Source organism: Streptomyces sp. CB02400 (genome assembly GCF_001905725.1).
Lineage (GTDB): Bacteria > Actinomycetota > Actinomycetes > Streptomycetales > Streptomycetaceae > Streptomyces > Streptomyces atrovirens.
In genome coordinates this window covers 406,823-420,122 of the sequence record NZ_LIWB01000004.1, presented here as the reverse complement: position 1 = coordinate 420,122, position 13,300 = coordinate 406,823, and the positions used below count along the sequence as shown (strand labels likewise).

The following is a 13,300-nucleotide window of genomic DNA, read 5'->3' as shown; positions in this document are numbered from 1 at the left end:
GGTCACTCGCCGGTCGACTTGGCCACCAGCGCGCTGTACGTCAGCTGCAGGGCGTCCGCGCCGGCCAGCGCGGTGAGCGCCCCCATGGCGGTGCGGGTGGCGCGCGGCCAGAGCAGCTGTCCGGCGGTGAGGGTCGAGGCCACCCAGACGCTCATGCAGAACGGGCACGTCACCAGCTCGCCGGCCGTGCTCTTGGCGCCTTCGGACCGTGCCTCCTCGTGCAGCTCGGCCGGCCCCTGCGAGCCCTGAAACGTGGTGAGGGGGGCCCTCAGCGGGCTGGTCACCGACGCTTTGCTCAGCAGTCGGCTCAGTCGGAAGGTGGCCACCGCGGTCAGTGCCACGTCCCAGGGCGCGGGCCGGTCCGGCACGGGACGACCGCGCATCTTGACCACCGTCGCCCACCCCGCCGTGTAGACGCCGAAAGCCGTCATGGCCGCCGCGTAGCCGCGCAGCGGGCGGTCTTCTCCCGCCGAGTAGGTGCGTTCGACGCGTCGCAGCCGTCGCTTCAGGCGCTCCGTGATACGGCCGTCAGATGCCGGGACCATGGCCTTCGTCCTCTCCTGCCCGCTCCGGTGCCTCGGCCGGGCTCTCCGTCCCGTCCGCACGGCGCAGGCTGATCTCCACGTGTCCGTCGACGACGCGGGTGTCGAAGGCGGGCTGGGGCGCGGTGGCGGGTCCGCGGACGTTCCAGCCGTCCGAGAGCCGGAAGACGCTGCCGTGCCAGGGGCACTGGACACACCCGTCGGCGATCGTGCCCTCGGACAACGGGCCCGCCAGATGACTGCACCGCTCGGCCAGGGCGTGGAAGGTCCCCCCGGTCTCGCGCACCACCAGGACCGGCACGTCGTCCACGGCGCGCCGCACGGGCCGGCCGGCGGGGAACTCGTCCACGGTGCCGATCCTGTGCCAGCCTTCGCCGACGACGTGCGGTACTTCCTCGGCGTGGTTGGCGCCGGAAGCCTGCCGGTATGCCAGGTGGCCGCCCAGCATGCCTCCCAGGCCGACCGCCGTCAGCCCGAGGAAGCCGTACGCGCGGCCCGCTCCGGCCCGTCCGGTGAGGCGGCAGAGGAGCGAGGCGCCGTACAGTCCCACGGCCGCCGTGTTGGTCACGGCGTGCACCAGCCCCACCCGTTTCTGCTGACGATGCAGTTCGGCCCAGTCGGCCGCGCCCGCCAACGCGGCGGGGCCGGCCGCGGCCAGCCCGACGCCCACGAGGAGACCGGCCTCCCGGTCGCGGCCGGGACACAGGTCGAGCACGGCGGCGGACATCCAGGTGCCGATCGGCACCTGGACCATCAGGGGGTGCACAGGATGCCCCAGCCACCTGCCGTGCAACGCGTCTCGCGTCCGGCCTGGCAGGAGCGCTCGCACGCTCCTGGCGAGCTTGTCGATCGCCGCGTCCGCCCTGGGATCACGCTCCAGGGCGTCGAGCAGCCACAGCATCCGGTTCTGGCCCATACGGCGGCGACCTGGCTTCTTGCTCATGGGCGGAGGGTCCCCCCGACGGCAGGGGACAAACAGCCGGCCCAGAACGCGGAGTCGGCCCTCGCCCATGGCTTGGCGCACGGCGTCCGGAGGCAGACAACGACCGCCCACCACCCGCGGCACATCAGCACCCCGGCAAAACCAACGCGCCCCGGCCACCTGACGGCACCTCTCCGGCACGGAAATGGGCGGGGCCCGAAGACCCCGCCCGACCCCTACGAAACCCCGGCTCAGGGCCACACCAGGCAATAAGCCTGATGCCCCGCCTCGTGCAGCCGGTGCGAGAAGTCCTGCCACTCGTGCAGCGATCGGACACGGTGGTGCGCTGACCTGGTCCTTCTCGGTGAAGTGTGCGTTGACCTGCGGAAACTGCTTTCGGTAGTTCTCACGGGCCAACGCCGTCTCCCAGGCTCACGTGCCCTGGATGTGCCCTCGCGGGCGCCTGACGAAGCACGTCGATGAGGCATTCACACAGGGCTTTGGCATCGTCCAGAGCTCGACGGCACGTAGTGTCGGTGAGTACGAGGCATTGGCCGATCCGTGCGGACGACCCCGGCACCCGAGTCAAGTACTTCTGGTCCACAATGCCGTCGTTGTGGGTGAAGACGTGTCGGGCGGCCCAGGTTTCGAGGAGACGCTGCCACGTCTGCGTGCCAAGGTTCGTCCGCAGGTCGGCGAATCCTGCTGCGACGATGAGGTCGGCCATATGGTCGAGGCGTTGGAAGATGGCGCCTTTGCCGTTCAGGAGGCTGTCTGCGTTGGGTACGGCCGAGCGGAAGAGGGATGAAGCCAGAGCTTCCACGGCTCCAACCACGTTCTCAACGGTGTCGACCCAGTTGCGCGTGAAAACTCCCTGCTCGCGGAGGAGGGCCTTCGCGTCAGAGGGCAGGGTCTCCAGCGCGTCCAGCCGGGCGGTATCCGCCTGGAGGGCATCGAAGGCGATCGACGCTGCCGGGAGTTGCCCGCACACGGGGCAGTACCGGTGTTCTCCGAACACTGCATAGTCGTTTTGGCAGCCGGCGACAGGTGCGCACGCGGACGAGTTGCTCCTCGTCGATCTCCGGAAGCGGGCGAGGATAGAAGGGGCGGGACTTGTATGAGAACGAGGAGCTGCCACCGCGCATGCCGCGGGACAACTCGCCGAACGCCTTGGCCAATTCTTGACTCACGGTTTGCATGGCGAAGTCACCTGTGGCTCGCATGACGCGGTTGCGCTGCTGTTCGGTGATGAATTCTGAGTGCTCCGCGTGGTGTCCGCAGTAGACGCACCACAAGGTCAGGTCATCAGGCAGTGCCTTGTACTGCTCGGCATCCATGCGGAAGACCAACGAACAGTCCGGGCACTGTCGGCCTACGAACCCGCTGTCGTCGAAAGGGATACTCACCCGTATCTCGAACGGTTCGTCTTGGCGGCTCACAAGCTCCGCGCCATCGGCCATCCTGAACTCACGATCATTACTCATGACTTGAGCGTCTCCCTCGGCAACGGCAGTGCCTTCTGAACGTGTGCCGTGCGTCTAGTTTGTTGGGGGCATCCGAAGCGACGTGGTCACCGCCGAGGAGTTGAAGTCAGCGATGGCAGGTGGCGCGTTCTTTGAATAGGTCAAAGCCGCGCTGCATCATCGCGACGGTGCGGTCTGTGGCCCAGAACAGCACCATGGTTGAGCTGGTGACCTGCGTGAGATGCACGCGTCTCTGGGTGTCCACGATGTTGCGTTCCAGGACGCTGAGCGTGCCGTAGCCGTCACCGTGGGCTAGTGAACTGCAGCTGCTCCACACGGCCTCGGCCTCGGCGGCTCCCATGGACATGAGAGCTCCTGCCTCTCGCACGACCTCCGAGTAAGGCACTGGCCTGAGAGCCCTTTTTGCGTCGGCCGCGTCTGTGCCTGCATGTATGACGAGGTCCGTCAGCTGCTGCATCCGTACATCCAGTGGTCGCTTGGGCTGTTGCTGGAGCAGCGCTCTCATGCGGTCGGAGTTCTTGTGCTCACCGGCCTGAATGCACAGCCGCTGCTGCACCCGTATCAGGCGCTGGGCAGGACCAGGCATCCATACCGCGCGGGCGCTGTTCTCGAAGGCCCCGCGTAGAAGCGAATATTGCCCGTGGGTGTGGAGCGCGATCGGTACCGACTTGTCCTTTACGTCGTCCGCGAACGTGGAGCGGAAGCAGTGCAGGTGGCCGACGGCCACGCTCAGAGCGTTCCAGACGTTGTGCGACACCTGATAGGGGTCGGTTTTCGCGTCGTCCCCGGCTAGGGCACTGCCGGGCTGGACCTGCCATTGCCGTGAGTCGGACTGGGTGAGGCTCTCGAACGGCCTGGCACTGTCCAGCAAGGCGAGGATCCGTCTGAGGTGGCGATCTTCCTCAGTAATGGTTGTCACGAGTCGTGAGTAGACGTGAGAGTCGTACTAGTGTGCGGCTATTTACGTACTCTGTCGAATCGTCAAGCTGACCGTCCGGGCGGCTTGGTGCATGAGTCGGCTCTCCCGATAGCCCGAGCATTCAGATTGGAAAGGCGATCAATGCAGCCTCGGCGCTCCCGTGGTGAAGTGCGGCGACACGGCGCTCTGCGTTCACTGCGGTCGGCACCCGCTCGCAGCGCGGCGCTAGGTGATGACGACCTCGCGTATCTCGCTCACGCCGTCGCCTCCGGCTTCTCCCGGGCGATCTCGGCGATCAGGCCCTCGACCAGAGTCTTGATCTCGTCGCGGATCGGGCGCACGGCCTCGACGCCCTGGCCGGCCGGGTCGTCGAGCCTCCAGTCGAGGTAGCGCTTGCCGGGGAAGACGGGGCAGGTGTCGCCGCATCCCATGGTGATGCAGACGTCCGACTCGCGGACCGCGTCGATGGTGAGGATCTTCGGCGTCTCCTTGGAGATGTCGATGCCGACCTCGGCCATGGCCTCGACGGCGGCCGGGTTGACCTGGTCGCCCGGGTTGGAGCCGGCGGAACGGACCTCGACGCGGTCGCCGGCCAGGTGGGTCAGCCACGCGGCGGCCATCTGGGAGCGGCCGGCGTTGTGGACGCAGACGAACAGGACGGACGGCTTGTCGGCCATGGTGATCGTTCTCTCTCGTCGCATGGCGGAACCCGGCCGCCAATGACTTCAGCCCCCGCTGGTATCAGCGAGTGGTGATGTGAGAGTATCAGTGCATGCTGACTTCAGTCGATACTGATGTGATCCGGGTGTTGGGTGATCCGCTCCGCCTGAAGATCGTGACCCTGCTGGCGCGCGAGACGCTGTGCACGACGCACCTGGTCGAGGAGACCGGAGCCAAGCAGACCAACCTGTCCAACCACATGAAGGTGCTGCGCGAGGCCGGGATCGTGGAGACCGAGCCCTGCGGCCGCTTCACCTACTACAAGCTCAGGCCTGAGGTCCTGGCCGGCCTGTCCGAGCAGTTCGCCGAGCTCGCCGCCTCCGCCCGTACCGCCGCCGAGAACAAGAGGGCCTGCCCGTGACCTCCACCGAGCCCACCACCTCCGTGCAGACCGGGGGTGGCGACGGCCCGATCGTCAAGAGGCTCTCCACCCTCGACCGCTACCTCGCGGTCTGGATCCTGCTCGCCATGGCCGTCGGCCTCGGGCTCGGACGGGCCATTCCAGGGCTGAACGACGCGCTGGCGAAGGTCGAGGTCGGCGGTATCTCCCTGCCGATCGCGCTCGGCCTGCTCGTGATGATGTACCCGGTCCTTGCCAAGGTCCGCTATGACAGGCTGGACGCCGTCACCGGCGACCGGAAGCTGATGATCTCCTCCCTGGTCGTCAACTGGGTCCTCGGACCTGCGGTGATGTTCGCCCTGGCGTGGATCTTCCTGCCGGACCTGCCCGAGTACCGCACCGGCCTGATCATCGTCGGCCTGGCCCGTTGCATCGCCATGGTGATCATCTGGAACGACCTCGCCTGCGGCGACCGCGAGGCCGCGGCCGTGCTCGTCGCGCTGAACTCGGTTTTCCAGGTCCTCGCGTTCGGTCTGCTGGGCTGGTTCTACCTCGACCTGCTGCCCGGTTGGCTCGGCCTCGGCGACGGAGAGCACCTGGACATCTCGATGTGGGAGATCGCCCTGAACGTGGTCATCTTCCTCGGCGTCCCGCTGCTGGCCGGCTTCCTGACCCGCCGGATCGGTGAGCGGAAGATGGGCCGCGAGGGCTACGAACAGCGCTTCCTGCCGAAGATCGGGCCGTGGGCGCTGTACGGGCTGCTGTTCACAATCGTCATCCTCTTCGCCCTGCAGGGCAAGACCATCACCTCCCAGCCCCTGGACGTCGCCCGGATCGCCCTGCCGCTGCTCGTCTACTTCGCGGTCATGTTCTTCGGCACCTTCCTGCTCGGCAAGGGCCTGGGGCTTGCCTATGACCGCACCACCACGCTGGCGTTCACCGCGGCGGGCAACAATTTCGAGCTGGCCATCGCGGTCGCCATCGCCACCTTCGGCGTCACCTCCGGCCAGGCCCTGTCCGGCGTTGTCGGCCCGCTCATCGAAGTCCCGGTGCTGATCGGCCTGGTCTACGTCGCGCTGGCCTGGCGTAAGAAGTTCGCCGCCGGCGCGGTGACGACAGCACCGTGACGCAGCACACGGACGTGGTGGTGGTCGGCGGCGGCCAGGCTGGGATCGCCGCCGGCTACCACCTGCGCCGCCAGGGTCTCGGCCACGTCATCCTGGACGCCGACGCGGCACCGGGCGGGTCCTGGCAGCACATGTGGGACTCGCTGCACCTCTTCTCGCCGGCGGATCACTCTTCCTTGCCTGGCCGCCTCATGCCCGCCCAGCCCGGTGAGACCTACCCGGACGCCGGGCACGTGGTCGACTACCTCACCGACTACGAGAAGCGGTACGACCTGCCCGTCCAGCACGGCACCCAGGTCGACGCCGTGCACCGTGACGGCGACCGGCTCCTGGTCGAGACCGATTCCGGCACCTGGCGGGCCCGGACAGTCATCAGCGCCACCGGTACCTGGTCACGGCCTTTCGTCCCCGCCGTGCCGGGCAGCACCGATTTCACCGGTCGGCAACTGCACACCGTGAACTACCACCGTCCAGGCGATTTCGCCGGTCAACGCGTCCTCGTAGTCGGTGGAGGGAACTCCGGCGCCCAGATCGCAGCCGACCTCGCACTGGATGACAACGTCGAGACGACCTGGGTGACCCAGCGCCCGCCCCGTTTCCTCCCCGACGACGTCGACGGCCGCGTTCTGTTCGACGTCGCCACCGCACGCCGCCGCGCCCTCGACGAAGGACGCAGCGACACCGGTGGGGTCGCCTCGCTCGGGGACGTCGTCGCCGTCCCCCCTGTCCGCGCCGCCCGTGATGCCGGACTCCTGCGAGCCCGGCCGATGTTCACCCGGCTCACTGCCACCGGCGTCCAGTGGGCTGACGGCAGCCGGTCGGACGCCGACATGATCATCTGGTGCACCGGCTTCCGGCCCGCCCTGGCTCACCTCGCCCCGCTCGGACTGCGCGGCCCGCGCGGCCACGTCGCGACCTCCGGGACCCTCGCCATTGGTGAGCCCCGTCTGCACCTACTCGGTTACGGCGACTGGACCGGACCTGCCTCCGCCACCCTTATCGGTGTGGGTCGCCCTGCCCGCGGGGCCGCCCAACAGATCGCGCGTCAGCTGAATATCTGACTTCGCGACTCGGCCTGCACGATTACCAGAGTTCAGATGCCGGACATGCTGCCGCCGCCAGCGGAGCCGTGGTAACTCGCCGTACCAGCCATGCCGCGCGGCGTCTAATGGGTGCCATGACCGACACGGCTTCCTCTACTACTCAGTTGTGGCGCTACATCCAGGTTGACGACCCCAGCGCGTTCACCCTCATCGTGGAGACGCCCAACGGGCCGTACATGCGACGGATACCTCCGGCGCTGCCGTTGCCGTCCGGCGTCGAGCACGGCCCGGGCGCTGAGGCTGCCGCTCACACTGCAGCGACCACCTGGGGAATGCCCGACTTCGTTTTTCAACAGGCCGAACATGCGACCAAGGGATCGGGCCTACGGGAACTGGGCGATCGACTGCTGCTGGCCGGCCGCCGAGGCGCAGTCGTGCAGGTGAAGGCCCGCACGATCAAGCCCAAGCCGGATGCTCAGGAGACCGCCTGGATCCAGAAGGTGGCGACCAAGGCGATGAACCAGGCCAAGGGCACTGTGCGGCAGTTGCGCATGCTGCCCGCCGAAATGATCAACGGCCGGGGGCGGGCACTGCAGGTCGACGGCAACGCGTACGAGTGGGTCGCGGTGTTCCTGCTGGACCATCCCCAGGTCCCGGAAGAAACTCAGATCAGCTTGAAGCCGATCGGCATACCCGCCATCGCGCTGACCCGCCGCGACGGGGATTTCCTGTTCGACCAGTTGCGCTCCACCACCGCCGTACTCGATTACCTCTTCCGCGCAGCCGACGAAGAGCCCGTTCCGCTGGGCGAGGAGCCGGTCCGCTTCTACGAGCTGGCCGCCGCCGATGCCGCCGCGCCGGCCAAGGACATCGACACAGAGCTGGTCGGTCCGGGTGGCACGCTGTTCTCCACACCGCGGCTGCCGCAGGCTCCGGCGGGGGCCGACGGTACCCATGCCCACCTCATGATCCGCATCATGCTGGAAGACGTTGCCACCAGCTTCCTGCGCGATTCGGTGGCTGAGGCAGACCGCTTCACGGTGCTGTCCGACTTCGACCGGCTGCCGGTGCCGGCCCGGGCTGAATGGGGTCACCTGCTGTTGGACATGCTCCGTGACGTGCCGGAGGTACCGGATGAGCACTGCAAGTGGCGCTTCCGGCGTCTTCTCGAAGAGGACGGAGCCCGTCAGCTGATCGTGGGCGCGGCCACCCGCTTCGATCCCATCGTCCAGGCTTCGTTCTCCGCGTACGTGCAACTGCGCCACCATGAGGTCACCGCGCGCACTGGCATGGCAGAGGAATCTTCCACGCTCGGAGTCCTGCTCACTCCACGCCACGACGGCGTGCGCCCGTGGGATACCAACGTGGTGCGCGTCCACGGCGACCTGGACCTGTCCGAAGAAGAGATCCAGGTCTACAGCGAGGCATGGAACCGTGCGGCCGAGGACGCTGAGTCAGCGTGAGCGACTGAGCCGGGACAACACGTGCGCGGCATCGCGGCCCACGCCACGCAAGGTGTTGGAAGAGAAGCTGCGCTGGAACTCGATGCCGACGAACCCGAGCCCGGGAACGGTGGCGATGCCGCCGTGGTGGCGGGGCCGGCCATCAGTGCCCAGGACACCGCTTCCGTTCAGGTAGGGATAGGCGAGGCGGTACCCGGTGGCCCAGATGACCGTGTCGACAGGTTCCTTGGCACCGTCGGCCCACACGACACCGTCCGGCGTGAGACGGGCGAACATCTCGCGCCGCTCGACGCCGTGGGTGTCGAGAGCCCTGCGGTAGCGCCCGTCGTCGAGGACGGACACCGGCACCTTCTCCAGCATCCGGCTCAGCGGGGCGATGTCGAACCCGGTGCGCCGGAGCCACCAGTGGATGTCCCGGCCCAGCGGGCGCTGCTTCACCCAGCCGATCGGCCGGCGGCTGGCCAGCGTGGTCTCGGCGACTGCGCCGAGTTCGGCGGCAATCTGGACGGCCGAGTTGCCACCGCCCACGACCACGACGCGCTGGCCGGTGAACGGCTCGGGGGCGCGGTAGTCGGCGGCGTGGAGCGACTGCCCGGCGAACTCCTCACAGCCGGGCACGGCCGGCGTGTAGGGACTGCGGAAGGCGCCGGTCGCGGCCACGACCGCACGCGCCGTGAACGCGGCACCGTCCTCCGCGCGAATCACCCAGGCACCGTCGCGCGGTTGTACCGAGGTGACGGTGGTGGAGGTGCGGATGTCGGCGTCGAGCCGACGGACGTAGGCGCGCAGGTAGTCGACCACCTCGTCCCTGGTCGGGTAGCGGTCGCCGTCACCGGAGAAGCGCATGCCGGGCAGCGAGGAGTACCGGGCGGGGGAGAACAGGGTGAGGCTGTCGTAGTAGCGCGGCCAAGACCCGCCCACCTGGTCGGCGGACTCCAGGACGAGCGCACGGGCGAAGCCGTGGCGGGGCGCGAGCGCGGCGGTGGCCAGACCGGACTGGCCGGCGCCGAGAACGATGAGGTCGGCGTGGTGCTCCATGAGAACCTTCTCCTGTAAACGTCGTCGTTTCGGGAAGTGACGAAGTATGAGTCGCGGATCAGCCGAGGAAGTGGCGGGTGGCGGTGCGGGCGAGGGGGTCGACCCGGCGACGGCCGACTTCCTCAAGGCCCTGGCGAGCGAGACCCGTCAACTGGTCATGCAACAGTTCGCGGGCAGTCGCGAACTGACCGTCGGAGAGATCGCCGAGCGGTGCGGCCTCAAGCCGTCAACGGCCTCCGAGCATCTGAGCCTCCTGCGCCGCAGCGGCCTGGTCCTCTCCCGCAAGGAAGGTAAACAGGTCTTCTACCGCGCCGACGGCGCCACCATGGCTGACCACCTGGACGCCCTCAAGGCATACCTGCTGCGCTGTTGTCCGCCCGGCTGCGGCGCCTGACGGTAGCCCGGCTCGGGCGGCGGTCAGTCGCGCAGGTCGAGCAGGGCGGCCATGGCCGCCACCACGGACGGGGCGACCTGGTAGTAGACCCAGGTGCCACGCCGCTCGGAGGTCAGCAGGCCGGCCTCGCGGAGCTTCTTGAGGTGGTGGGAGACGGTCGGCTGGGAGACGCCGACATCGGCGATGTCGCATACGCACGCCTCCCCGCCCGGATGCGAGGCGATCTTGGAGAACAGGCGCAGGCGCACCGGGTCCGACAGCGCCTTGAACATAGCGGCCATCTTCTCCGCGTCCGCCGGGGACAGCTCACCGGCGGTGATCGGCGGGCAGCACGGCACGACGTCACTGTCCTGCAGGACGGGCAGTTCCACGACCTCTGATTTCGACATGTGTCTATGTTGACACTCGTCGATACGGGTGGCAAGCTCCGAGGCGTAGACAGGTATCGACAGACATCGAAATAAGGAGTCGTCGTGGCCACCACCCTCCGTACTGCGCTCACCGCGGCCCGAGCCCGTCGCACCGCCCGCCACCTGGCCGGCGTCAGCTTCTGCGACAGCTGCGCTCAGGTCAGCGACAGCGCCACCCGGGCGGCCGAACGCCGGCAGCACGTCCAGCTGACCGCCCTCACGCACGCGCGCTGACCCCCTTCGCCCTTCAAGGAGATCGAGCATCATGAGCACCCAGCAGCTCCCTGTCGTCGTCATCGGGGCCGGCCCCGTCGGGCTCGCCGTCGCCACCCACCTCGTTGAGCGCGGCATCGAGCCCCTCGTCCTGGAAACGGGCAGCCGTGCCGGTGCAGCCGTGCGTGAGTGGAGCCACGTGCGCCTGTTCTCCACCTGGGGCGAGGTCGTCGACCCGGCCGCCGAGAAGCTCCTCGCCCCCACGGGCTGGACCCGCCCCGACCCGGCGACGTACCCGACCGGCGGAGACTGGGCCGAGCAGTATCTGCAGCCCCTCGCGGACGCCCTCGGCGACCGGGTGCGCACCGGGGCCACCGTCACCGGTGTCTCCAGGACCGGCCGCGACCGGATTGTCGACGCCGACCGGGAGCAGCAGCCGTTCGTGGTGCACGTCGAGTACGCCGACGGCCGCGAGCAGCGCGTCTTCGCCCGCGCCGTGATCGACGCCTCCGGTACCTGGGCCACGGCCGGCCCGGCCGGCGGCAGCGGTCTGCCCGCGCTCGGCGAGAGGGCGGCGGCCGACCGGATCACCTACCGCGTACCGGATCTGAAGGACCCGGCCGTCCGCGCCCGGTACGCGGGTAAGCGCACGGCCGTCATCGGCTCAGGTGCCTCCGCCTTCACCGCGCTCGCGTACCTCGCCGAGCTGGCCGAGTCCGAGGGCGGTACGGGCACGCACGCGGTGTGGATCCTGCGCCGCGGCATCTCCGGCTCCACCTTCGGCGGCGGCACCGCCGACCAACTGCCTGCCCGAGGAGCCCTCGGCCTCGCCGCGAAGGCCGCTGTCGACAAGGGGCACGCGGACGCGGTCACGGGCTTCCGTACCGAGGCGTTCGAACGCGACCGTGACGGCCGCCTGGTCCTGGTGGGTGAGGACGGACGTCGCCTCGACCCGGTGGACGAGGTGATCGTGCTGACCGGCTTCCGCCCCGACCTCTCGTTCTTGGACGAGCTGCGCCTGGGCCTGGACGAACGCCTCCAGGCCCCGCTCGCCCTGGCCCCGCTGATCGACCCGAACCAGCACTCCTGCGGCACCGTCTACCCGCACGGCCACCGCGAGCTCTCCCACCCCGAGCAGGGCGTCTACCTGGTCGGCATGAAGTCCTACGGCCGCGCCCCCACCTTCCTGGCCATGACCGGCTACGAGCAGGTCCGCTCCGTCGCCGCCGCCATCGCCGGCGACCTCGAGTCCGCCGACCGCGTGGAACTCACCCTCCCTGAGACCGGGGTCTGCGGCGGTGCGGGCCTGTTCGACACCCCGGACGCCCAGCAGACCGAAGGCGGCGGATGCTGCGCTGTACTCCAGCAGCGGTTCGTGTCCTGAGCTGGTGATTGTCGTTGTCCTGGTATGGAGGGCATGACTGAAGTCGGTTGCTGGGCTGCGGAGTTGGAGTCGGTGTTCGCCCGGGTGGCGGGCCGGTTCGCTCGGGCGGATCTGCGGTGGCGGATGCGGGACTACGTCCGCGGTCTGCTGGGGCGGGCGGCACGGAAGAACGGCTGGCAGCTCGCGGAATGGGCAGGCCACCGCACACCGGACGGCTTCCAGCGGCTGCTGAACAGCAGCGTCTGGGACGCGGACGCCCTGCGTGACGACGTCCGTGCCTACGTCGGTGAGTCCCTTGGCCCCCATGGAGTGTTGATCATTGACGACACCGGGTTCATCAAGAAGGGCACCACCTCGGCCGGGGCCGGCCGGCAGTACACCGGCACCTCAGGAAAGATCGACAACTGCCAGATCGGCGTATTCGCTGCCTATGCCACCCGTTCGGGCCGGGCCCTGGTGGACCGGGAGCTCTACCTGCCCAAGGCCTGGACGTCCGACCGCGACCGCTGCCGGGCGGCGAAGATCCCCGACGAACGCGGCTTCGCGACCAAGGGAGAGCTGGCCCGGGACATCGTCCGCCGCTGCCTGGCCGCCGGCCTGCCCGCCCCGTGGGTCACCGCGGACGAGGCCTACGGGCAGGACTGGCACTTCCGCCGCCTGCTCGAGCAACTCGACGTCGGCTATGTGGTGGCGGTGCCCAAGTCGCAGCAGACCAAGTCCCTGGCCGGCATCTGGCGCATCGACCAGCTCATCGAGGACGCCCCTGCCGATGCCTGGCAGAGACTCTCCTGCGGCGACGGCGCCAAGGGCCCGCGTGTCTACGGCTGGGCCGCAGCCAAGCTGCCCGCCAACCTCGTCTTCGACCCCGACCCGCCGACCCATCACCGCTGGGTGATGGCCCGCCGCAGCCTGTCCGATCCCGAAGAGGTGGCCTCCTACCTGGCCTACGCCCCCGTCGGCGTCGAGATCGCCGAGCTGGCCCAGGTGGCCGGCTCCCGCTGGGCGATCGAGGAGTGCTTCCAGGCCGCGAAGAACGAATGCGGCCTGGACGAGTACGAGGTCCGCCGCTATCCCGGCTGGTATCGGCACATCACCCTGGCCCTGCTCGCCCACGCGGTCCTGACGGCACTCGCCGCCCAGGCCAGCGAGGCCGCAAAGGGGGCTGCAGAAACGGATCAGCCCTCGTCCCGCTCACCGTGGCAGAGATCCGGCGGCTCCTGGACGCTCTCCTGCCCCACCCATGAGCCGACCGCGACCCCGTCACCCACGCACTGAAGTGGTCGGCCTGGAGAAGACACCGC

At 68.8% G+C, this 13,300-nt stretch carries 16 protein-coding genes; 9 read left to right on the top strand and 7 right to left on the bottom strand.

Features of this window, described 5'->3' with window-relative positions; translation table 11 throughout:
- Positions 1–2: 2 nt before the first annotated feature.
- The 3 genes from AMK33_RS12950 to AMK33_RS12940 all read right to left on the bottom strand — a co-directional run bounded on the left by AMK33_RS12950 (position 3) and on the right by AMK33_RS12940 (position 2,482).
- Positions 3–545, bottom strand: a complete 543-nt coding sequence (locus tag AMK33_RS12950; RefSeq protein ID WP_073932935.1) for a DUF1360 domain-containing protein — start codon at positions 543–545, stop codon at positions 3–5.
- Positions 529–1,458, bottom strand: coding sequence for a Rieske 2Fe-2S domain-containing protein (locus AMK33_RS12945; RefSeq protein ID WP_073932934.1), 930 nt, complete (start codon positions 1,456–1,458; stop codon positions 529–531). The genes AMK33_RS12950 and AMK33_RS12945 overlap by 17 nt, the downstream gene beginning before the upstream one ends.
- 412 nt (positions 1,459–1,870) lie before the next feature.
- A complete protein-coding gene (locus AMK33_RS12940; RefSeq protein ID WP_073932933.1) occupies positions 1,871–2,482 on the bottom strand; it encodes a hypothetical protein in 612 nt (203 codons plus the stop codon).
- A gap of 241 nt (positions 2,483–2,723) precedes the next feature.
- Between AMK33_RS12940 and AMK33_RS42135 the strand changes: the two genes are divergently transcribed.
- Positions 2,724–2,987 (top strand): hypothetical protein, encoded by a 264-nt coding sequence (locus AMK33_RS42135; protein ID WP_143203825.1) that lies wholly within the window; start codon positions 2,724–2,726, stop codon positions 2,985–2,987.
- A gap of 67 nt (positions 2,988–3,054) precedes the next feature.
- Here AMK33_RS42135 and AMK33_RS12935 read toward each other — a convergent pair whose 3' ends face one another.
- Positions 3,055–3,867, bottom strand: a complete 813-nt coding sequence (locus AMK33_RS12935; RefSeq protein WP_073932932.1) for a hypothetical protein — start codon at positions 3,865–3,867, stop codon at positions 3,055–3,057.
- Between the two features lie 254 nt (positions 3,868–4,121).
- The gene (locus AMK33_RS12930) at positions 4,122–4,544 is read right to left on the bottom strand and encodes an arsenate reductase ArsC (protein ID WP_073932931.1); all 423 of its coding nucleotides are present in this window, start codon (positions 4,542–4,544) and stop codon (positions 4,122–4,124) included.
- 95 nt (positions 4,545–4,639) lie between these two features.
- Between AMK33_RS12930 and AMK33_RS12925 the strand changes: the two genes are divergently transcribed.
- The 4 genes from AMK33_RS12925 (at position 4,640) to AMK33_RS12910 (ending at position 8,560) form a co-directional block, all read left to right on the top strand.
- Positions 4,640–4,948 (top strand): ArsR/SmtB family transcription factor, encoded by a 309-nt coding sequence (locus tag AMK33_RS12925; RefSeq protein ID WP_073932930.1) that lies wholly within the window; start codon positions 4,640–4,642, stop codon positions 4,946–4,948.
- Positions 4,945–6,054: an ACR3 family arsenite efflux transporter gene (arsB, locus tag AMK33_RS12920; RefSeq protein ID WP_073932929.1), complete on the top strand. Its 1,110-nt coding sequence runs from the start codon at positions 4,945–4,947 to the stop codon at positions 6,052–6,054. Before AMK33_RS12925 ends, arsB begins: the two co-directional genes overlap by 4 nt.
- Complete coding sequence (locus AMK33_RS12915) at positions 6,051–7,115, top strand: ArsO family NAD(P)H-dependent flavin-containing monooxygenase (protein ID WP_073932928.1); 1,065 nt, start codon at positions 6,051–6,053, stop codon at positions 7,113–7,115. Before arsB ends, AMK33_RS12915 begins: the two co-directional genes overlap by 4 nt.
- 116 nt (positions 7,116–7,231) lie before the next feature.
- Positions 7,232–8,560, top strand: coding sequence for a hypothetical protein (locus AMK33_RS12910; RefSeq protein WP_143203824.1), 1,329 nt, complete (start codon positions 7,232–7,234; stop codon positions 8,558–8,560).
- Here the strand turns inward: AMK33_RS12910 and AMK33_RS12905 are convergent.
- Positions 8,552–9,598 (bottom strand): flavin-containing monooxygenase, encoded by a 1,047-nt coding sequence (locus tag AMK33_RS12905; protein ID WP_073932926.1) that lies wholly within the window; start codon positions 9,596–9,598, stop codon positions 8,552–8,554. The two genes, AMK33_RS12910 and AMK33_RS12905, sit on opposite strands and share 9 nt — an antisense overlap.
- Before the next feature lie 46 nt (positions 9,599–9,644).
- Here AMK33_RS12905 and AMK33_RS12900 point away from each other — a divergent pair, with 46 nt between their 5' ends.
- Positions 9,645–9,992, top strand: a complete 348-nt coding sequence (locus tag AMK33_RS12900; RefSeq protein WP_073932925.1) for an ArsR/SmtB family transcription factor — start codon at positions 9,645–9,647, stop codon at positions 9,990–9,992.
- Between the two features lie 23 nt (positions 9,993–10,015).
- Here AMK33_RS12900 and AMK33_RS12895 read toward each other — a convergent pair whose 3' ends face one another.
- Entirely contained in the window at positions 10,016–10,381 is a 366-nt protein-coding gene (locus tag AMK33_RS12895) for an ArsR/SmtB family transcription factor (protein ID WP_073932924.1), read from the bottom strand.
- Positions 10,382–10,465: 84 nt separating this feature from the next.
- Here AMK33_RS12895 and AMK33_RS42815 point away from each other — a divergent pair, with 84 nt between their 5' ends.
- From AMK33_RS42815 to AMK33_RS12885, 3 genes are read left to right on the top strand one after another with little or no spacing between them, the layout of a single operon-like run.
- Entirely contained in the window at positions 10,466–10,636 is a 171-nt protein-coding gene (locus AMK33_RS42815) for a hypothetical protein (protein WP_167748566.1), read from the top strand.
- A 31-nt stretch (positions 10,637–10,667) separates the two neighbouring features.
- A complete protein-coding gene (locus AMK33_RS12890; RefSeq protein WP_073932923.1) occupies positions 10,668–11,999 on the top strand; it encodes an NAD(P)-binding domain-containing protein in 1,332 nt (443 codons plus the stop codon).
- Between the two features lie 24 nt (positions 12,000–12,023).
- Positions 12,024–13,274 (top strand): IS701 family transposase, encoded by a 1,251-nt coding sequence (locus AMK33_RS12885; RefSeq protein WP_073932922.1) that lies wholly within the window; start codon positions 12,024–12,026, stop codon positions 13,272–13,274.
- Positions 13,275–13,300: the final 26 nt, after the last annotated feature.

Coding starts and splice junctions, on each gene's coding strand:
- AMK33_RS12950 (WP_073932935.1), bottom strand. CDS start 545: ATGGTCCCGGCATCTGACGGCCGTATCACGGAGCGCCTGAAGCGACGG.
- AMK33_RS12945 (WP_073932934.1), bottom strand. CDS start 1,458: ATGGGCCAGAACCGGATGCTGTGGCTGCTCGACGCCCTGGAGCGTGAT.
- AMK33_RS12930 (WP_073932931.1), bottom strand. CDS start 4,544: ATGGCCGACAAGCCGTCCGTCCTGTTCGTCTGCGTCCACAACGCCGGC.
- AMK33_RS12925 (WP_073932930.1), top strand. CDS start 4,640: ATGCTGACTTCAGTCGATACTGATGTGATCCGGGTGTTGGGTGATCCG.
- AMK33_RS12910 (WP_143203824.1), top strand. CDS start 7,232: ATGACCGACACGGCTTCCTCTACTACTCAGTTGTGGCGCTACATCCAG.
- AMK33_RS12905 (WP_073932926.1), bottom strand. CDS start 9,598: ATGGAGCACCACGCCGACCTCATCGTTCTCGGCGCCGGCCAGTCCGGT.
- AMK33_RS12900 (WP_073932925.1), top strand. CDS start 9,645: ATGAGTCGCGGATCAGCCGAGGAAGTGGCGGGTGGCGGTGCGGGCGAG.
- AMK33_RS12895 (WP_073932924.1), bottom strand. CDS start 10,381: ATGTCGAAATCAGAGGTCGTGGAACTGCCCGTCCTGCAGGACAGTGAC.
- AMK33_RS12890 (WP_073932923.1), top strand. CDS start 10,668: ATGAGCACCCAGCAGCTCCCTGTCGTCGTCATCGGGGCCGGCCCCGTC.
- AMK33_RS12885 (WP_073932922.1), top strand. CDS start 12,024: ATGGAGGGCATGACTGAAGTCGGTTGCTGGGCTGCGGAGTTGGAGTCG.